This window comes from Halomonas sp. IOP_14 (genome assembly GCF_021021315.1).
Classification (GTDB): Bacteria; Pseudomonadota; Gammaproteobacteria; order Pseudomonadales; family Halomonadaceae; genus Vreelandella; species Vreelandella titanicae.
On the sequence record NZ_JAINWD010000037.1, the window covers coordinates 38,813 to 57,249 of the forward strand.

The 18,437-nt window shown below is 53.0% G+C and carries 18 protein-coding genes; 14 read left to right on the forward strand and 4 right to left on the reverse strand.

The window, feature by feature from the left end:
• The first annotated feature begins 138 nt into the window (after positions 1-138).
• The 7 genes from K7H09_RS19420 (at position 139) to K7H09_RS19450 (ending at position 7,571) form a co-directional block, all read left to right on the forward strand.
• Positions 139-1,656: a class I adenylate-forming enzyme family protein gene (locus K7H09_RS19420; protein ID WP_223828143.1), complete on the forward strand. Its 1,518-nt coding sequence runs from the start codon at positions 139-141 to the stop codon at positions 1,654-1,656.
• Positions 1,657-1,668: 12 nt separating this feature from the next.
• Positions 1,669-2,835, forward strand: a complete 1,167-nt coding sequence (locus tag K7H09_RS19425) for an acetyl-CoA acetyltransferase (protein WP_022523575.1) — start codon at positions 1,669-1,671, stop codon at positions 2,833-2,835.
• Between the two features lie 15 nt (positions 2,836-2,850).
• The gene (locus tag K7H09_RS19430) at positions 2,851-3,690 is read left to right on the forward strand and encodes a 3-hydroxybutyrate dehydrogenase (protein WP_022523574.1); all 840 of its coding nucleotides are present in this window, start codon (positions 2,851-2,853) and stop codon (positions 3,688-3,690) included.
• A 51-nt stretch (positions 3,691-3,741) separates the two neighbouring features.
• Positions 3,742-4,308 (forward strand): LuxR C-terminal-related transcriptional regulator, encoded by a 567-nt coding sequence (locus tag K7H09_RS19435; RefSeq protein WP_022523573.1) that lies wholly within the window; start codon positions 3,742-3,744, stop codon positions 4,306-4,308.
• A 224-nt stretch (positions 4,309-4,532) separates the two neighbouring features.
• On the forward strand, positions 4,533-5,630 hold the full coding sequence (locus K7H09_RS19440) for a C4-dicarboxylate TRAP transporter substrate-binding protein (RefSeq protein ID WP_022523572.1): 1,098 nt from the start codon (positions 4,533-4,535) through the stop codon (positions 5,628-5,630).
• Between the two features lie 89 nt (positions 5,631-5,719).
• Positions 5,720-6,268, forward strand: a complete 549-nt coding sequence (locus K7H09_RS19445; protein ID WP_230805591.1) for a TRAP transporter small permease subunit — start codon at positions 5,720-5,722, stop codon at positions 6,266-6,268.
• A complete protein-coding gene (locus K7H09_RS19450; RefSeq protein ID WP_027959320.1) occupies positions 6,261-7,571 on the forward strand; it encodes a TRAP transporter large permease in 1,311 nt (436 codons plus the stop codon). Before K7H09_RS19445 ends, K7H09_RS19450 begins: the two co-directional genes overlap by 8 nt.
• Positions 7,572-7,899: 328 nt before the next feature.
• On the opposite strand, the gene K7H09_RS19455 is transcribed toward K7H09_RS19450, so the two are convergent.
• From K7H09_RS19455 to K7H09_RS19470, 4 genes are read right to left on the reverse strand one after another with little or no spacing between them, the layout of a single operon-like run.
• Positions 7,900-8,169, reverse strand: coding sequence for an opioid growth factor receptor-related protein (locus tag K7H09_RS19455; RefSeq protein ID WP_230805593.1), 270 nt, complete (start codon positions 8,167-8,169; stop codon positions 7,900-7,902).
• Positions 8,169-8,684, reverse strand: a complete 516-nt coding sequence (locus K7H09_RS19460) for a gamma-glutamylcyclotransferase family protein (protein WP_330165624.1) — start codon at positions 8,682-8,684, stop codon at positions 8,169-8,171. Before K7H09_RS19460 ends, K7H09_RS19455 begins: the two co-directional genes overlap by 1 nt.
• Before the next feature lie 42 nt (positions 8,685-8,726).
• Positions 8,727-9,761 carry a helix-turn-helix transcriptional regulator gene (locus K7H09_RS19465; RefSeq protein WP_138800350.1) on the reverse strand — a complete coding sequence of 345 codons (1,035 nt, stop codon included), beginning with the start codon at positions 9,759-9,761 and terminating at the stop codon, positions 8,727-8,729.
• 40 nt (positions 9,762-9,801) lie between these two features.
• On the reverse strand, positions 9,802-10,422 hold the full coding sequence (locus K7H09_RS19470) for a DUF2201 family putative metallopeptidase (protein ID WP_230805597.1): 621 nt from the start codon (positions 10,420-10,422) through the stop codon (positions 9,802-9,804).
• A gap of 715 nt (positions 10,423-11,137) precedes the next feature.
• On the opposite strand from K7H09_RS19470, the gene K7H09_RS19475 reads away from it, so the two are divergent.
• The 7 genes from K7H09_RS19475 to K7H09_RS19505 form a co-directional block, all read left to right on the forward strand.
• On the forward strand, positions 11,138-11,650 hold the full coding sequence (locus K7H09_RS19475) for a hypothetical protein (RefSeq protein ID WP_230805599.1): 513 nt from the start codon (positions 11,138-11,140) through the stop codon (positions 11,648-11,650).
• Positions 11,651-11,711: 61 nt separating this feature from the next.
• Positions 11,712-12,080, forward strand: a complete 369-nt coding sequence (locus K7H09_RS19480) for a hypothetical protein (RefSeq protein ID WP_138800352.1) — start codon at positions 11,712-11,714, stop codon at positions 12,078-12,080.
• Positions 12,081-12,137: 57 nt separating this feature from the next.
• A complete protein-coding gene (locus tag K7H09_RS19485) occupies positions 12,138-12,545 on the forward strand; it encodes a lysozyme inhibitor LprI family protein (RefSeq protein ID WP_230805601.1) in 408 nt (135 codons plus the stop codon).
• Between the two features lie 87 nt (positions 12,546-12,632).
• A complete protein-coding gene (locus K7H09_RS19490; RefSeq protein ID WP_230805603.1) occupies positions 12,633-13,235 on the forward strand; it encodes a DUF1819 family protein in 603 nt (200 codons plus the stop codon).
• Between the two features lie 117 nt (positions 13,236-13,352).
• A complete protein-coding gene (locus tag K7H09_RS19495) occupies positions 13,353-13,976 on the forward strand; it encodes a DUF1788 domain-containing protein (RefSeq protein WP_230805605.1) in 624 nt (207 codons plus the stop codon).
• Between the two features lie 159 nt (positions 13,977-14,135).
• Positions 14,136-17,828, forward strand: a complete 3,693-nt coding sequence (gene brxC, locus K7H09_RS19500; RefSeq protein ID WP_230805607.1) for a BREX system P-loop protein BrxC — start codon at positions 14,136-14,138, stop codon at positions 17,826-17,828.
• A gap of 89 nt (positions 17,829-17,917) precedes the next feature.
• Positions 17,918-18,437, forward strand: a 520-nt coding sequence (locus tag K7H09_RS19505; protein ID WP_230805609.1) for a hypothetical protein, incomplete at its 3' end; no start/stop codon positions are given.

An 18,437-nucleotide genomic window follows, 5' to 3' on the forward strand; every position in this document is an offset into this window, starting at 1 on the left:
TGAGATCAGGGGTGATGCCAGCACCGACACTAGACTATTAGTCTAGCGGGCTTCGTATTACTACGTATATCACTAGGTAGCCACAACCCCTAGCCTAAAGGAGCAATAATAACTAAAGCAGGAGAATGCTCCTTGAATGTGGCCAATTACCTAGCCGTCAATGCCGTTAGGTTTCCTCATCGTATCGCGACTTACCAGGGGGATGTGCCGGCGCTCAGTTACGCTGAGCTGGCTTGCCAAGCCCGGCGCTGGGCAACGTTTTTTGCCCGGCAAGGCTTAGCGCCGGGGGAGCGAGTCGCCCTCTTTCTGCCCAACAGCCCTGTCTATATCGAACTGCTATGCGGCGCCTGGTACGCGGGCCTGGTGGTGGTGCCGGTCAATGCCAAGCTGAGCGTGGCGGAAGTCGGTTACATTGCGGATGATAGCGGCAGCTGCATCGTGTTCTGCGAACGTGATGATGTAGCCCAGGCCCTCACCGACACACTCGTTTTGCCCCCCATGCTGCCGGAAGGTCTTGTTCATGAAGAGAGCTTCGATCGACCGGTTTTCCGTGCCCCTGACGCACCGGCATGGATATTCTATACCAGCGGTACCACGGGCAAGCCGAAGGGCGCGACGCTGACCCATCTCAATCTGGCGGCCATGTCGGCGTGCTATGCGGCCAACATCGAACCGGTGACGGCGCAAAGCAGGCTGGTGCATTTTGCCCCCATGTCCCACGGTTCAGGGCTGTATATCGTGCCTTACCTGATGGCAGGCGGCGCCAATGTCATTCCCGGTTCCTTGAAGTTCTCGGGTGAGAGTTTCGTGTCTACCCTGGCGGGCCATGACCACGTTTCCATGTTCCTGGCCCCCACGATGATCCGTCGCGTGCTGGACTACCTGGCGGCGCACCAGCCTGAGTATAGTGCCGCACATATCGCTACCATCACCTATGGCGGCGGCCCCATGTACGCCAAGGATCTCGAGGAGGCGTTAAGGGTATTCGGGCACCGACTGGTGCAGATCTATGGACAGGGGGAAAGCCCCATGACCATTACCTTCCTGGGCAAGGGGCAGCACCATCAACTGACGCCGCAGTGCTTGAGCGGGGATGCCGAGGGCTCGCCCTTGTTGCCAGTGGGCCAGTCGCATCCTCAGCTCGAAGTCACTATCCAGGATCAGGAGGGTAGCTGCCTGCCCTGCGGCCAAGAGGGGGAAGTCTGTGTGCGTGGCGATATGGTGATGGCGGGCTACTGGAATAACCCTGCCGCGACACAAGAAACGCTGCGTGATGGGTGGCTGCGGACAGGGGATATAGGCCATCTCGACCCGCAGGGTTTTCTCTACCTGACGGATCGCCTGAAGGACGTGATTATCAGCGGTGGCACGAACATCTATCCACGTGAAGTGGAAGAGGTGTTGTTGCAATTTCCCGGGGTCAAAGAAGTGTCCGTGGTGGGGCAGCGTGATGCCGAGTGGGGCGAGGTGGTGATGGCGTTCATCGCCTGCTCGGTCTCGCTCGATACCACGGCGCTCGATCAGTTCTGCCTTAACAGGATGGCGCGTTTCAAACGCCCCAAGTCGTACCATTTCCTCACTGACTTGCCCAAGAATGCCTACGGCAAGATCCTTAAAACCGAGCTGCGCAAGCGGCTCGATGGCGTCACCAGCTAGGGAGTTCGTTCCATGCGTACTTATATCATTGGCACCGGTGGGCACACACGCTTCGGTAAACTCGAGCAGTCGCTCGAACAGCTGATAGGCGAGGCCGCGGTCGAGGCATTGGCATCGGCACAGATGGAGGCAAAGGATATCGATGCTGTCTACATCGGGAATTTTAATAGCGGCATGTGTGATCAGGAGTTTCCGGCATCGCTGGTGCTGAACGCGCTGCCGGACATGCGTTTCAAGCCGACTACTCGGGTAGAGAATGCTTGCGCCAGTGGCTCGGCGGCGTTGCATCAGGCGATCAATCTGATCGAGGGGGGCCTGGCCCGCAATGTGCTGGTGATCGGTGCCGAAAAAATGACCGATGCCGATGCTTCCCGGATCGGTAAAGGGCTATTGGGGGCGAGTTACCAGCCGGAAACCCGGCATCAACGTTCGGGGTTTGCGGGGGTGTTTGCCGATGTGGCGGCCCGCTATTTCGAGGCCTACGGCGACCAGACGGAAGCACTGGCACGTATTGCCGCGAAAAACCATGCCAACGGGGTGCATAACCCTTATGCGCAGCTACAGAAAGACGTGGGCGTGGCGTTCTGTGAGGCTGTATCGGAAAAGAACCCGGTGGTGGCGGCACCGCTGAAGCGTACCGATTGTTCTCCCGTTTCCGATGGGGCGGCGGCGGTGGTGGTCTCGTCCAAGGATGTGGCGGATGCCGCCGCACAAAAGGTGCGTTTCCTTGCGCGCACCCAGGTCACGGATTTCATGCCCATGCAGCAGCGTAATCCGTTAGTCTTCGATGGTGTGACCAGAGCGTGGCAGAACGTGCTGCGCGAGGCCGACATGACGCTCGATTCGCTCTCGTTTGCGGAGGTGCATGATTGCTTCACCATCGCGGAGCTGATGATTTATGAAAGCATGGGCTTGACGCCTTATGGCGAAGGCGCACGCGCCATCAAGGAAGGGTGGGTGATGAAAGATGGCCGATTGCCGGTCAACCCTTCCGGTGGCTTGAAGGCCAAAGGGCATCCGGTCGGTGCCACCGGGGTTTCCATGCATGTCATGGCGGCACGCCAATTGCTGGGTGAAGCGGGCGGGTGCCAGATTGCGGATGCGCATACGGGTGCTGTCTTCAATATGGGCGGTCTGGCGGTGGCCAATTACGCCAGCCTCTTGCAACGTGTCGATTAAGGCCGGGAGCGGACAATGACAATGTCGGCGATGACAAATACAGCAACAAGCTCAACGGTAACAACGCCTCACGCGTCTAGAACCCTGCTGGTCACCGGGGCATTGGGCGGTATCGGGCGTGCGATATGCCACCAATTCGCAGGCCAGGGGGACTCGGTGATCGTTCATGACATCCGCGCTGAAAGCGATACGGTTGTTACCCGGTTCGTCGAGGAACTGCGCCAAGCCGGTGCGCCTGTTGTCCATTACTTTCAAGCGGACTTGAAGCAAATTTCGGCCATTGACGCGCTATTTGCGGATCTCCGTGAAGAAGGGCTGCGGGTCGATATTCTGGTCAATAACGCCGGTATTCAGAAAACGGCTCCCATACAGGAGTTTGATGCGGCCACTTGGTTGGACATTCTAGCGATCAATCTAACGGCGGTTTACCGGTGCATTCAGCACGCGGTTGAGGACATGCGCCATTCAGGATGGGGGCGTATCATCAACCTTTCTTCGGTACATGGGTTGGTGGGTTCCGCCAATAAAGCTGCTTATGTGGCTGCCAAACATGGTGTGGTGGGGCTTACCAAGGTACTGGCACTGGAGACGGCGACCCAGAATATTACGGTCAATGCCATTTCTCCCGGCTGGACGGATACGCCTATTCTGTGGCCCCAGATCCAGCAGCGAATGGCCCTGTTGGGAAGCTCACGGGATGAGGCAGTACACAATCTGGTGACGGAGAAACAGCCTACAGGCCAGTTGGTTCCTCCCGAGCATGTGGCGGCGTTAGTCTATTACCTGGCGGGTGACCAGGCGGCGCATATGACCGGCACCACGCTGCCTATCGATGGGGGGTGGACCTGTCAATGAGCGTGGTATGCCAATAATGGCATGCCCAGATAACAGCGGCGGTGATCAGCGATGAATGCAACGGTGCTAGGCAGAGATCTTCTTCAGGTGGCGTTTGAACATGCGCCTTGTGCCATTGTCGTCACCAGGAACCGTCGTGTGCTGGAGTGCAACCATGCTTTTTGTGATCTCTTTGGTTATGAAAAACAGAAGTTGATCGGCCAGTTGATGTTGAAACTTTATCCTTCTTATGCGGATTTCAAGTCAATCGGTGATCTTCGTTATAAGGATCTTTTGCAGAACAAGAAGTGTATTGATGAACGTTTCATGCGTAATAGCCGCGGAGAAGTTTTCTGGACTAAAACGATAGGTAATACGTTAACCCCCGACGCTCCCTTTGAACTAGCTGTTTGGTCATTCATGAAAATCAATGTGGGCCGGGATAAATCTAATGACTTGACCATGCGCGAACTCGAAGTGTCCAGCTATATAGCGAATGGTCATACTTGCAAGGAAATCGGTAGGATGCTGCATATATCGCATCGGACGGTAGAAGCGCACCGAGCCAAGATAATGAAGAAGCTGGGGTGTCGCAATACCGCAGAATTAGTATCAAAAATCATACAGTTGGAAGATTGAGCATGGGGTGGCCTGGCGTGTTTCAACCCAGTTCAGAGGGGGCTGTAAAACTCCCTACTTGGATACGTAGTACTACGTATACCGTAGCGTACCTGGAGCGGCTAGGATGAGTTATATGATGCTTTGCCAATAATGAATCAATAACACTAAGTATCTATTCCTGCCGAGAAAAACTCGGGTTTTATAATAATGCTAATAAAGCAAAAAGATGTCAGGAGTTAATCATGAAAAGAAGAGACTTCTTGAAGATCAGTGCTGTTTCCATTGGTGGCACGCTGACGCTGACAACGATGCCTAGTACGTTGTTTGCTCAAACAAGCACGCGGCTTAAGTATGATTCTTATGTGACCGAACACGCTTCTCCTTCGGTGTTGGATCGGTGGTTCCTGGAGGAGCTGGAAAAGCGAACCAACGGTGCCGTTGAAATCGATTATTACTGGGCGCAATCGCTCAACAAGGCGGGTGCCCACCTTGATGCCATCAAGCATGGTATTTCGGAAATTTCGTTGATCTCCCCCGGTTATTACCAGAGCGACTTGCCGGTTACCCGTGGCCTCGAGTGGTACTACAAGATGGATCGTGCGGATGCCCTACTGAAGGTGTGCCGCGATGTGTACCAGCGCTATGAGCCGTTGCGGGAGGAGTGGGAAACACGCCATAAATCCAAGGTGCTGTATTGGACGAACTGGTATTACTGCCCGCTGATAACACGCGATCCCATCCACTCGATCGAAGACCTGAAGGGTAAGCGGATTCGAGGTTATGGGGTGGGCACGGATGTGGTGGAAAGCCTGGGAGGGCGTGCCATTCCCATGGCGGCACCGGAGGTCTATTCAGCCCTGGAGCGCGGCGTGCTGGATGGCGCCTACGGCTTTGATTTCATTACCGCAATCAGTTACGCCCTGCATGAAGCCGCGCCGTATATCACCGAAATCGGCGCCGGTCCTCACGGCCCTTCGGCCACGGTGATCGGTATCGATGTCTGGAATCAATTGCCTGATGACGTAAAGCAAGTCATGCAGGAATTGGCCGATGAAATTTACCAGGGCAAGTACCGGGAAATCTATTCGGGCATCGCGGAAGACCGTGTACGCAAGGCAATGGCTGAGGGCGCTCAATTCTCGAAGTGGGACGATGAGCAAATCGATAGGGCGCGTCACCTGGTACAACCCGAGCAGGTCAATAACTGGGTGAATAACGTGGCAAGTGGTGCCGGTATCGATGGCGAGGAAATGCAGGGAATCATCAATGAAGCCATTGAACGCCATGATGGTACCGGGGAGCTGAAGACACCCTACGAGATTTATCAGGATATATCCTGATTCCTGGCGCTACTTCACAAATAGCTGCATTCCACCAGGGCTGCTGAATAGCAGCCCACTGCTTTGTCATGCCGTTGGAGTAACGCACGATGGGTGTATTAGAAAAAACAGACCCAAAACAGGCTGAAGTGAAAAAATTAGCTGCATTACGGAAGATAGAGTCGCGCTTGGCGAGTGTAACAGGCGTCATTGCTGCGGCAGCGCTGCTGTTCATGATGTTGTCTACTGCACTCGATGCAACGTCTCGCAGCTTGTTCAATTTTCCACTACCGGGTGTTTACGAGTTTTCCGAAGTTTCAATGGCAATCATTGTTTACCTGGGCCTGTTATGGGCTCAGCACGACAAAAAACATATCCGTGTGTCGTTGATAAGTGAAAACAGGTCCTTTCCGGTCAAGCAGGCGTGGGAAGGGATTGGTTGGTTGTTTGCGGCTATTTTCCTGTTGGCCATTACCGTGCCCACCATAGAGGGGGCTTATAGCTCGTTTATAGATAAGGAGTTCCGCTGGGGAATCGTTCAGATGCCTATCTGGTGGGTAAAAATTATCGTTGCTTGTGGTCTTCTGCTGGCCTTCATACAAATGACGTTACATTTCATTCTTGCTATCTATTCTTCCTTTGGGGCTGCTGATGAATAATCCTGGCTTGCTTGGCTTGCTTTCCGTGGGGCTTATTTTTGTGCTTATGGGGTTGGGTGTCCCTGTGTTCGCAGCCCTGGGTCTGGCGGGTATTGTCGGTATCGTCATGGTTCAGGATCTGAGCTATGTCTATAATGTCCTGCAGAATTTTGCCTTTGATGAAACGGCTGCGTACCTGTTAACCGTCATTCCGTTATTTATCATCATGGGTAACTTTGCCCTTCATGCGGGGGTTGGAAAGTCGCTCTTTCACGTGGCGAAGCGGTGGTGCGGGCATTTACCCGGTGGTTTGGCGATTTCCACGATTCTAACGTGCGCTGGCTTCTCCGCGACATCCGGCTCCAGCGTGGCCACTGCTGCAACGGTAGGCTCCATTTCGTTACCCGAAATGAAGGCGGCCGGCTACGATAAGCGCCTTTCGGCTGGCTGTGTCGCGGCCGGTGGTGTGCTGGGCGTGTTGATCCCCCCGAGTGTATTGTTGGTCTTCTACGCGGCATTGACGGAAGTGTCTGCTGGCAAGATGCTGGTGGCCGGTATTCTGCCAGGCATACTGTCAGTCGCCGTGTTCGTGGCCGGGGTTTTCATCATCTCTGTTCTGAAACCTGATATGTGCCCGAAGGGAGAACGGGTTGGTTGGAAGAAGCGCTTTACCTCGTTGCGCCGCTCTTGGCAGTTACTGGTATTGATCATTGTGGTACTGGGTAGCATCTATACGGGCTGGGCGACGCCTACCGAGGCGGCCTCGCTTGGGGCGGTCGCTGCCATCCTGTTTCTGCTGACTTCCCGGCAGGATAGATCGAGCAAGTTACAGTCGATTGGTACCTCTTCGCGTGATGCGGTCAACACGACGGTCATGATCATGATGACCATGCTGGGCGCGGGGGTCTACAGCTTCTTCTTGAGCTTGATCCGGATTCCGCAGTTGATCTCGGGCTGGGTGATCGACTTACCACTTCCCGCCATCGTGATTATCGCGCTGATTCTGCTACTATATGTCCCCATGGGCATGTTCCTGGATGCCTTTTCCATGTTGGTCATCACCTTGCCGATTCTCTTTCCTGTCGTGACGAGCCTGGGCTTCGATCCCATCTGGTTCGGTATATTGGCGATCAAGATGTGTGAAATCGGGTTGATCACTCCGCCGATAGGGTTGAACGTGTACGTCATTGCCGGACTGGATAAGGATACCTCGCTCACGGATGTCTTTTCCGGCGCTTCCTGGTTCATCCTGATGGAAGTCGTGACCATTGTGTTTATTTTCTGCTTCCCATTTATTGCCACCTATCTGCCCAATACGATGTAGGGCTTTATAAGCGCGTCTTTTCAGTAATAGGTATCAAAAGCAAGCACATGCGCAAGGAAGACAGAAAGCTACTATTATTTTACATGACTTGATGCAAGAGAAAATTCCTGCCATTGCTACCCAATGAGCCGGGTTTTGTTGACGCAGCCACCCGGCGCGCAATAACGGAACAGCGTTTTATCCCGGCTCGTAATGAGTTTGGGCCGCTGTTTCTTAGCTTGCGAAAAGGGCTGGATCCGAAGCTGCTTCAATATCGCGTCGGCGACCGGCACCGGTCGCCGACGCGATTGCTTAGGCCTGATCCAGGCTTGATTCAGATCATCCCCCACTAGCTCCCAAATCGGACATACCTTCGACCATCACGTGACAATATCGATTTTGCTAGCATAATTGGCACCAACACGACCCGGGGCGTCAGTAAAGATGCAAAGGCTTTAAAGTGGCCCATTTCCGGGATGGGAAACAGCCACTGGATATAGTCGTGGGTGTGTTCCAGCCAGAAGTAGGGGAGTGCCCAGATGTCTTCTAGTCGACGACGACCCTTATGATCGTGGCCTTCCCCGCGGTAAAATGCGATTAAACACTCATCATTTCCCATTATGCTCCCCGCACTAACGGTTCATCGAGTCCATGTAGCACCATTTCGCGTGCGTGGCGTTCGGTGTCTGGGTCAATTCGGGCATCAATTTGTTCTAATGCACGGACATAAGCTGTGGGTAATCCGTGTTCTCGTGCGCCTGCTAACACATGGTGCTTGTACCATGTATAGGGCTGCATGCCAGTAGCGGTGAGCTTGCCAACATATGCCTGTACTTCAAACTGCCCGTCACCAACCAGGTCGGTTACCGTCAGCCAGGTTTCATCGTAAGCAGCGTTGAGCCCTTCATAACGATCCAGCGTCACCTTATGGTGCGAAGCCACTTCCCAGACGACGCCGTAGACAGACGACTGCTCAGATGCCGTTACAATATCGCATTTGCCAGAGCCGTCACCGCCTTGCTGATGAAAGGCTAGGCGATACGCAGGCAGAACGGCGGTGGTCACAAAGCGTGCTGGGATCCTTGCAGCTAAGCGCTGGGTAGACATATTCGAGCCATAAGCAAAACAGAGCACCGTTATATTCTTTTCAATATGTTGGCTTCCATGAACAAGACTTTAATAGGTTTCTTGCGCGACCAGTGTGCGTTGGTAATGCGCGAGTACCTGTTCTGCATTCGCTTTTAGCGTTTCTCGCCACGCCGCAGGAGCCCGTACGTTGATATTGGCGCCCATGGCCATCAGCCACCACAGCGTTTGTTGGTCATCGGGCACCTCGGCTTCTAATTGTTGCCAGTTGCTGTCGGACAGTGGTGTCAGCCGCTGAGTTTCAGACAGTGGGGTCTCACTGAGTAGCCACGCAACTTGTGGCGCTACATGGGCGACAAGTGTGACGGGGGCTTTGCCTTGCAAATAGCCGAACGCTCCACCTGCTATGTAATTGTCTAAGTCAAAGCCGTGCAAAGGTCGCCAGGTCGCTTTACTTAGAGCGGCTGTTTCAATGCGGTGCATGGCGAACTGACGAATATCGTCATAGTCGTCCACTGTCGCAAGTAAATAGGTCACGCTGTGTCGGCTGACTAGCCCTTGAGGATGAAGGGTGAAGTGCTTTTTGGTTTTGGATGTGCGTGACAAGTACACGACATCCACCGGTTTCTGCTCTAGCAGGGCTTGAGAGACGATTTGCCACGTCATTTCATTAAGTGCCGCGGGGATAAGCGCTTTGCCATTGGGGATGGCACGAACTTTCCGGGCCCATTGGCTCAATCCGTTGGAGCTCATCTCATCCAGCAACCGCCTCGCATCCGTAAAGTGCGGCGATAATTGCCCAACGACCACAGGGGGCAGTAATCCTTTTAAATACTCTTCGGCAAGTACCAGCGTCAGCGCGCTCGGCACATCCAGCGCGGGCAGCTGACACTGAAAGTCGCGATCGAAATACCACTGATAGGGCTTCCGGCTATCATCACACCCGATGGGAAACTGCGTCGAGAGTTTTTGGCTCAAATCCCGCTGTAACGACCGAGTATCAATATTAAACCCGCGTTCAGCGAGTTTTTCTTTCAACATAGGAGTCGACATTTTCTTAGGATAACGGGGGATGAGTTGCAGAAGCGTCAAGTAGCGAAAAAGTGTATCGCGCGTATCAGACATAGTGACGCTAATCCTGGCTATAGGAATGAAAGCAGTAAGTTTATCGTGCCTCACAAAACTTAGCGACTCTCTCGGGTAGCGCATCGGGTTCCCGAGCAATCAAATGAGCTCGGCGTCGCCAAAGTCCAGTCATGCGCTGGTTTGGGGTGGCATGGGGGAGGTGCCCCCATAGTGCGGCAGGGTGAATGTCGAGAGGCATTTCAATTGACGTGTTTGGGTGTCCTTCAAGCCATCGATACACCTCCAAAGCGCCGCGGCCAACGCATACGGGAAATAGCAGTGCATTCAAAGGCAGGGGTAAGCCGAGAGCCAACAGCAGGGCGTTGACTTCATGGTCGCACGCTAGGTGCCAACGATGCCGGTTAGCTACTAGAGGAGCGGTTAAATGGCCTGCCACGCAATGCCAAATTAGGTGGGCATGTAAAAAGCGCCGAGATTCATCGGAGAGACTGGCGCTATAGCAGGGACAAAAATAGAGATGCCAGCCATCCGTGCTTGCCGTGGCTATTTGTTCCTGCAAAACAGGGGTCAAGATTAAAAATTCGCTGAGCAACTCCATAACAGGCAGTGTTTCTGCCCAATAGGCGCGATCCGCCTGCCACTTCGCCAACTCTTGCTGTGCATCCGCCGTTGCTGAAGATGAACGTACCAACGTATCCATAGCATGCCTTTCCTCAAGGGTGAGGTGTCATAAGCTACGTTAGGGGTGCGACAACTCAAGCCGCATAAAAGCGAAGAATACCCATTGCTGTTTCGATAGCTAAGCTTGAATGGGGAACTGATCTCTCCTGGGTGGTGTACGAGAAGTAAGCTGTAGCTTGGCTCGGCTTTCGCCATGAAGCTGATGCATGATCGCAACCATTCACTAACTGGCTCACACGGTTAAAAACCTCAGGTGGCTTTTGAGCATTTTTAACCTTCAATAGCAAAAGTATTAGTCTTCTGCTCTAGCAGCTAGTTCAATGTAATGATATCCTCATTATTATTAGATTAGATAGCTTATTATTAGTCTCGCATTGCGGCACAGGCTGTCGCAGCCTTCGGTTACTTTCTTGCCATTCCTTTTGTTGCTACTTAGTAAAACAAAGATTTTTGCTTGTTAGCCCTCTAAGCGCCAGACGCCTGTGCTTTTATCCGCGACGGTAAAATGGATTGACTGCCGTGTGAACGCCAATGCAACGAGGGATGTTACATCCTTGCCATCGAATAAAAAGGCCTGCTCCTCTAAAAATAGAGGAGGGAATACAGCTCAGCGAGAAAGATATTCGCGAAAAAAGAATTTGGCATCATGCCAGAGAGACGTGACTAAACCAGTTGCGCAATAGAAAAGTGGCTCAAGCCACTCATCAAAAAATGGAACATTAGGGATCATTAAAATGAAAATGCTTAAGTTGACTGCTGCTCTTGCCGCCGTATCACTGGTGACAGGCTGTGCCTCCATCGTTGGAGACAAAGAGCAAGGCATCACGATAAACAGCAGCCCGAGCAATGCCAATGTGTTGATCACCGATGAGCGCTCTATGCAGGTTCACTCGGCTACAACGCCGACGACTGTGCAATTGCGTAAATCTGACGGTAGTTACTTCGGTGGTAAGACTTACAATGTGGAAATCTCCAAAGATGGCTACGAAAGCCGCACTATGATGATTAATTCTAGCCCAAACGGCTGGTTCATTGGGGGCAATCTGATCTTTGGCGGCTTGATCGGTTGGCTGATTGTTGATCCTCTGTCTGGCGCTATGTATAACCTTTCACCTGACATCATCAATGCAACACTTGGTGAGAGTGTTGTTACCAGCGATGACGGTAATTCCGAGATTACGCTTGTTTTGGTTGAAGATGTGCCTAGCCATTTGCTTGATCAAATGGAATATCTCGGCCAAATCTAAGCCATTAACAGCACCGCCTCCGGGCGGTGTTTTTGTACTGTGATTTCAGGAACCAAATACCATGACTCATCGCATATTCGCATTTACTGCCGTTGCTCTTACCGCGGCGCTCTTAACTGGGTGTGGCTCAGTTGGCGTTCAGCCTGTCTCAATGGGGACCGCTAAACCTGCTAATTGTGAATTGAAACAGTACGTCAGTGAGCGCGATATTGAGCGGCCCTACGAAGTTGCCTGTATGATTACGTCTGAAACTGGCACTACGCTAGGGCATGATAAAACAGCCTCTGCCGCTATTAATAATGCGCGTGAGGAGGCTTGCGCGTGTGGCGCAGATGCCATTGTCGTCGAATCCTCCGAGGAAGAAGGAATCACGCTGTTTACCTGGGGGCAGGGAAAAGCACAGCTCAAAGCTGTTCGCTACCAGGATTAAAATAAGCCCGTCTGGTGCGCTAGACGGGGTATTTGCTCTATACATAGGATTTAAAACATGGCGATGAAAAAATGGCAGCCAACTATAGCCCTAGTGTCATGCTTAATATTGCCAGTGGCAGCAACTGCACAAAGCAGCACTGAGGATGAATATACCGGCCGCTTTGGTAAATGTATGGATGCCTCTGGTGGAGTGACTGTTGAAATACTGAACTGCATTGCTGATGAGTTTGCTACTCAAGATGCACGTTTGAATGGCGCCTATAGCGATGCCCGACGCGATCTTTCCGAAGAACGCCAGCAAGTGCTGTTAAATGCCCAACGTCACTGGATCACCTATCGTGATGCTAATTGCGACTTCTACGCCACTATCGGTGGCACGCTCGCACAAATAGCCAGCAACGATTGTTTGTTAAGAGAAACCGCCATGCGCGCTGCCGAGTTGGAAAATATGGTGGGGTGGTAAAGCTAAGGTCTTGAGTAGGCACTAGGTCGTAGGCTGTTGCAAATTGGTTTACAGTAATGCTCTGCACGTTAATAGGGTAAACCTCTTGTGACGCTTTCGTTTAGCTACAACTCAGACCTCATTGGCGGTGGATTGATGGTGCGTGAAAGCCGTGCAGTTGCAGCGCTATTGTTGGACGAGGTAGACGATGCACACTGGCATCAAGCCATCATCGTTGATAACCGCCTACAGAAGAAACGCCCAGCGACAGCCAAGCGTGCAGCGCAAGCCATTCGTAAGCGCTTAGAGAAACTGGAACCCTCTTTTTGGAAAGCCCTGCACGACGGAGATGATCAGCTAGCGTCGCAGGTATCCTTTTGTGCTGCCATGGCACGCAACCTGCTGCTGGTCGAGTTTCTCGAAAGCGTGGTGGCCGATGCGTTTTTAACGCGGTCTGAAAAGCTGCTAGCTTATCAATGGGATGAGTTTCTTGTCGAGCGTGCTAACCGCGATGCAGCGATTGTTACCTGGGCAGAAAGTTCAAGGCGCAAAATGGGCCAGGTAGTGTTTCGGATGTTGACAGAGGTCGGCATATTGGATTCCAGTCGATCGCGTCGACTTCAGTCTTTCTTGCCCCGCCCCGAGCTGAAGATGCTGCTTGAGACCCACCGCCATACCCGTTTGCAAAATTGTCTTCAAAAATTGCGCTAGCATTTATCTGTTGGGCAAAACTCATTATTGAACTAATGAAAACTAAGTAGACCTTGCGGCTATGGCTGTAAGCAACGTAATCTTGCCCAAAACAAGCCCGACATAGAGACGCTCCGCATGCCACCTAATGAGCAGCACCTACCACCTACCAGCGTTATGTTCCATGAGGATGACCAGCTTCGGGCACGATTAAACCAAGTCGCCGAGAAAATCGCTCGACCGGATTTTTTAGCAGGCCAAGGGTTAGGTAACGAAATTGGCTTCTGGATTTTTGATTACGCTCCTGAGCACGAGCTTCAGGTACGTGCCTATCTGAACTTCCTTCCTTCGCTAATGGCGCGCCAGTACGCCCATGTCAAGGTGGCGCAGGTTAACTTGCTTCACGTGCTCAAAGACTATCTGACGGAGCGTGGCTTTCTTGATAAAGCCATTGCCATGCAGAAAAACAAAGGCGATGCAGCACTGCTTAAGGCACTACGTGGGCCACTGCACATGGATAAGTTCGCCCCTTACCTCATCCGACACTCTTTGTCGCATGATCCTGATATCGTGCTATTAACCGGTGTCGGTAGCCTATGGCCAATGGTACGAGCGCATAGCTTGCTGAACGCTCTGCATGGCCCGTTTGGGCATAAGCCTTTGGTACTGTTTTACCCAGGCCGGTACGATGGGCAAACGCTGACACTGTTTAATCAGATTAAGAGCAATAACTACTATCGCGCTTTTGCGCTCGTGCCCTAGCACTGGAAATGAGCACAAGATAGCAAACCGTGCAGCGTGTTACGTTCACACGTTAATGACTGTTACCACGAGTGATATTTCCAAGCTGCGGGAGCTTCGCGGTTTAGGTAACAGACTGTTTTTAATAATTTTATAGGTTTAAACATTTACAGGACTGATATGCGCATTCAAGAGCTTTTCCTCAAGCCGCTCAGCCGGTCAATCAATGGTGTTGTAAAGGCTGATCAGCGTGACCAGGAAACCATCTACCAAGAGCTAGATGAGTACGTGGTCACCAATGAGCTAGAAAAGCACTTCCGCGCCTTTTTTGAGTCTTACACCACTCCGTTAGATGACCCCTCCATCGCCAACCGCGTGGGCGTCTGGGTTAGCGGTTTCTTTGGGTCGGGTAAATCGCACTTTTTGAAAACGCTCTCTTATCTGCTGGAAAATACCGAAGCTTTTGATGCAAACGGCCATGCCAAGCGGGCGGCGGATTTCTTTGATGAGCGGAAGCTGGTGGACAGCTCCATACGGGCTGATATCACTAACTCAGTACGCGAACCCGCCCATGTGGTGCTGTTCAACATCGACAGCAAGGCCAGCTCTAATGACGATGGCAACCCCATTCTCAACGTCTTCCTGCGCGTATTTAATGAACACCAGGGCTTTAGCTCTGATTATCCGCACATTGCCCACATGGAACGCCACCTAGAAAAGCGCGGCGTGTATGAGCGCTTCAAGCAGGCCTTTAACGAGGCCAGTGGTATGGTGTGGGAAGAGGAGCGGGACGGTTACCAGTTCTATCAGGATGATATCGAGCAAGCGATTGGCGCAGCGCTCGATCTTTCCCCAGAGGCGGCGCATAAATGGTTTGAGGAGTCTGAAACCAACTTCAGTGTCTCGGTGGAAAACTTCTGCCACTGGGTGAAAGAGTTTTTGGAATCCCAGTCAGCTACCCAGCGCATGGTGTTTATGGTCGATGAAGTTGGCCAGTTCATTGGCAGCGACACGCGTTTGATGCTTACCCTGCAAACGCTCACCGAAAACCTGGGCACGATTTGCGGTGGTCGCGCTTGGATTGTGGTGACGTCCCAGGCGGATATGGACGCAGTGCTAGGCGAAATGACAGCCTCAAAGGCCAACGATTTCTCCAAGATAGCCGGGCGCTTCAAAACCCGTTTATCGCTCTCAAGTTCCAACTCTGACGAAGTTATCCGCAAGCGCCTGCTGGTGAAAACCGATCCGGCACGCGCTGAGCTGGAAGGTGTGTTTGAAGCCAAAGGTTCCATCCTGCGTAACCAGCTGACCTTTGACCGCTCCGGCCCCACGCTGAAAAATATTGAAGGCGTGGATAGCTTTATAGCCAACTATCCCTTCGTGCCGTACCACTTCCAGCTGGTGCAAAAAGTCTTTGAAGAGATCCGCAAGGTGGGGGCCACAGGCGCGCATCTTGCCTATGGCGAGCGCTCAATGCTCGATGCTTTCCATATGGCCGCCAAAGCCGTGCAAGAAAAATCGATTGGCGCGCTGGTGCCGATGCACTGCTTTTACACGGCGATAGAAGGCTTCCTCGATACGGCCGTAAAACGCACCATCGATCAGGCCAGCGAAAACCCCGTGTTAGACGCGTTTGATGTCGAAACGCTGCGCACGCTGTTTATGATTCGCTATGTGGATCTTGTCAAAGGCACGGTCGACAACCTCGTTACGCTATCGCTGACGCAAATTGACGATGACCGGATTGCCATTCGTGAGCAATTGGACGCGACCTTAGCGCGACTAGAAAAAGAGAGCCTGATTACGCGCAATGGCGATGAATACCAGTTCCTCACCAATGAAGAGCGCGACATCACCCGTAAGATCAAAGCCACGGAAGTCACCAGCAGCGACGAAAACAAAGAGCTTTCCAGCCTGATCTTCAAAGACCTGCTGCGCGACCGCACCAAATACCGCTACCCGGTCAACAAAACCGACTACAGCATTGGCCGTTATCTGGATGGCCACACCCTTGATGGCCGCTACCAGAGCCAGCTAAGGGTGGAGGTGGTCTCACCGCTAGACGTGGAGTACGTGCAACTAAGCGAAGCGGGCTGCATTCACAAAAGCGGCGATAACGGCGGACAGGTGCTGATTAAGCTGCCCGACGACAAACGCTTTACCGATGAACTGCGCACTCTGCTTAAAACCGATAAGTTCATCCGCCTGAACCTGTCGGCCAACGACCATAGCGTGGAGCGCATTCTGGCCGACCGTGGCCGTGAAAACCAGGAGCGCAAAAAGCGTCTGCGGGTGCGCTTGGAAGAGATGCTGCTGGATGCGGACGTTTACGCGCTCGGCCAAAAGCTTGATCTCAACCGTAGCCAGCTCAATACTCGTTTGGATGACGCCTGTCGCTACTTGCTGGAAAACACCTACAACAAGCTTGGCCAGCTCACGGTTCTTAGCCCGGAACCCATGCGCGAGCTGCAAGCCGTTTTAACCGCCGATGACCTAGGCACGCAAAACCTTAACCTGGATGGCGAAGAGGGCAACGCCCAAGCCGTAAAAGAGGTAGAGCAGTATATCGCCTTGCACAGCGGCGAGCCGGTGCCGCTTAACCCGCTGATTGAGCGTTTTAGTAACCGCCCCTTTGGCTGGCCTGAAGGCGAAACGCTGCTGATTCTAGGCCGCCTGCACGCCGCAGGGCGCTTAACCTTCCACACCGCAGGCCCTGCGCTCAGTGGTAAAGAAGCTTTCGAGTTGCTTAACAACGCCCGTCGGCGCAGTGAAGTGCGCATTCAGAAAAAGCGCCAAACCGAAGATGCGGTGCTCAACAAAGCCCGCAACCTCACCAAAGAGCTGTTTGGCCAGCTAGGCCCCACCAGTGAAAAAGAGCTGTTTACCTATTATGTGGACCGCTTATCCCACTGGCGGCGGGAGTTAGAGGCGTATAAAAGCAAAACCGACGTGGGCAACTTCCCCGGCCGCAACGCCATAGATAGCTCACTGCGGGAGGTGGAGCGCCTGCTGCGCTTAGACGACAGCTTTGATTTCTTCAAAACCGTCGCCGGCCAGCAAGACACGCTGCTCGATGTCGAAGAAGACTACCGCGACCTCAACGACTTCTTCACCAAGCAGCTCACCACCTGGCAGCAGCTAGAACAAGCGCTCAATCGGTTTGCCGTTAACCGCCTAGAGCTTGAGAAAAACACCCAGGCCCAGCAAGCGCTGGCCGAGTGTGAGCGTATTTACAGCGCCGAAGCGCCCTACGCCATGCTCAACAAGGTGGATGGCTTAGTACGCACGCTGGATGACATTAACAGCCGCCTAGTGGATGAAAAGCGTCAACACGCCATTGCCCGCATCGACACCCGCATTGCAAAGGTGAATGCTGAAATAGCCAAAAGCGGCATCGGTACCGCTGAGCTAAGCAACCGCTTGCTGCATCCGCTGCAACAGCTTAAAACATCGGTCAATCAATCGGTCAGCGTCGCGCAAATCTACCAACTGCAAACCGAAACTGCCGTTGAGTTAGAAGAAGAAAGCTTGGATGCGCTTCACCACGCCCAGGCTGAGGTGGCCAAGCGGCAGCCGCTCGCGCCTGCGCCTGCTGTAGGCGACTCCACCGCGCCGAAGGCCACCCCAGGCAGCCAACCGCCCGCAGGGCACACGGCGCCAAGGGATAAAACTTACGACCCCCACACAGCAGCAGCCCCGGCGGCGGTGAATGCCCCCAAACCCGTGGCAAGGGTTCGCGTAAGCGACGTACTCAGCCGCGTGCATAGCGGTGTGTACCTGGAAAGCCAAGCAGAAGTTGATGCGTTTATGGACGAGCTGAGAAAAGAGCTGGAAGGGGCAATTTCAGCGGGCAAGCGTGTGCAAGTGCGTTAATGTTCGAACGATTTTTGTTGACACGGGCAATGTGCCTGTTCAGTGTTGTCCCGTGTCCTAGGACGTGGGACGGGGTGGGGCGAGTCAAAATGAAAAGTCAAGATATTGGTTTGCTGCTCAAGCTAGTGTCACTTAGGCATCGTGAGGCTGCGTTAAGCGGCCACCAACATATAGGGAAGGCGCAGCTGTCGCTTCCCGATGGCTGGCAAGACTGGGAATTATCAGTAGACGATACACAACACGATGATGAAGGCTTGTGGCGTTATGAGGAAGAGCGACTTAAGGAGAGTTACAGCGTAAGAGCTCTGGCAACTGAAACGGGAATAAGTAAAAGCCAAGTTAGCCTATCGCTGAATCGCTGCATCGACGTTGGCCTCTTGCGAAAAGATCGCAAAACAGGCGTACCGCGTGCAAATGCTAGAGCCTTATTTGATTTTATTGTGCATGGGTTGCGCTACGTATTCCCAGCGAGGCCTGGTGAAATTACGCGTGGCATTGCCACCACCTTTGCAGCACCGGTGTTAAAAGGCCAGCTTTACAGTGCGGGTGAGTTGCTATTGGTTTGGCCAGACCCACGAGGCAATAGTAAAGGTCAGTCGGTAGAGCCGT

Coding starts and splice junctions, on each gene's coding strand:
- K7H09_RS19425 (WP_022523575.1), top strand. CDS start 1,669: ATGCGTACTTATATCATTGGCACCGGTGGGCACACACGCTTCGGTAAA.
- K7H09_RS19430 (WP_022523574.1), top strand. CDS start 2,851: ATGACAATGTCGGCGATGACAAATACAGCAACAAGCTCAACGGTAACA.
- K7H09_RS19435 (WP_022523573.1), top strand. CDS start 3,742: ATGAATGCAACGGTGCTAGGCAGAGATCTTCTTCAGGTGGCGTTTGAA.
- K7H09_RS19440 (WP_022523572.1), top strand. CDS start 4,533: ATGAAAAGAAGAGACTTCTTGAAGATCAGTGCTGTTTCCATTGGTGGC.
- K7H09_RS19445 (WP_230805591.1), top strand. CDS start 5,720: ATGGGTGTATTAGAAAAAACAGACCCAAAACAGGCTGAAGTGAAAAAA.
- K7H09_RS19450 (WP_027959320.1), top strand. CDS start 6,261: ATGAATAATCCTGGCTTGCTTGGCTTGCTTTCCGTGGGGCTTATTTTT.
- K7H09_RS19455 (WP_230805593.1), bottom strand. CDS start 8,169: ATGGGAAATGATGAGTGTTTAATCGCATTTTACCGCGGGGAAGGCCAC.
- K7H09_RS19465 (WP_138800350.1), bottom strand. CDS start 9,761: ATGTCTGATACGCGCGATACACTTTTTCGCTACTTGACGCTTCTGCAA.
- K7H09_RS19470 (WP_230805597.1), bottom strand. CDS start 10,422: ATGGATACGTTGGTACGTTCATCTTCAGCAACGGCGGATGCACAGCAA.
- K7H09_RS19475 (WP_230805599.1), top strand. CDS start 11,138: ATGAAAATGCTTAAGTTGACTGCTGCTCTTGCCGCCGTATCACTGGTG.
- K7H09_RS19480 (WP_138800352.1), top strand. CDS start 11,712: ATGACTCATCGCATATTCGCATTTACTGCCGTTGCTCTTACCGCGGCG.
- K7H09_RS19485 (WP_230805601.1), top strand. CDS start 12,138: ATGGCGATGAAAAAATGGCAGCCAACTATAGCCCTAGTGTCATGCTTA.
- K7H09_RS19495 (WP_230805605.1), top strand. CDS start 13,353: ATGCCACCTAATGAGCAGCACCTACCACCTACCAGCGTTATGTTCCAT.
- brxC (WP_230805607.1), top strand. CDS start 14,136: ATGCGCATTCAAGAGCTTTTCCTCAAGCCGCTCAGCCGGTCAATCAAT.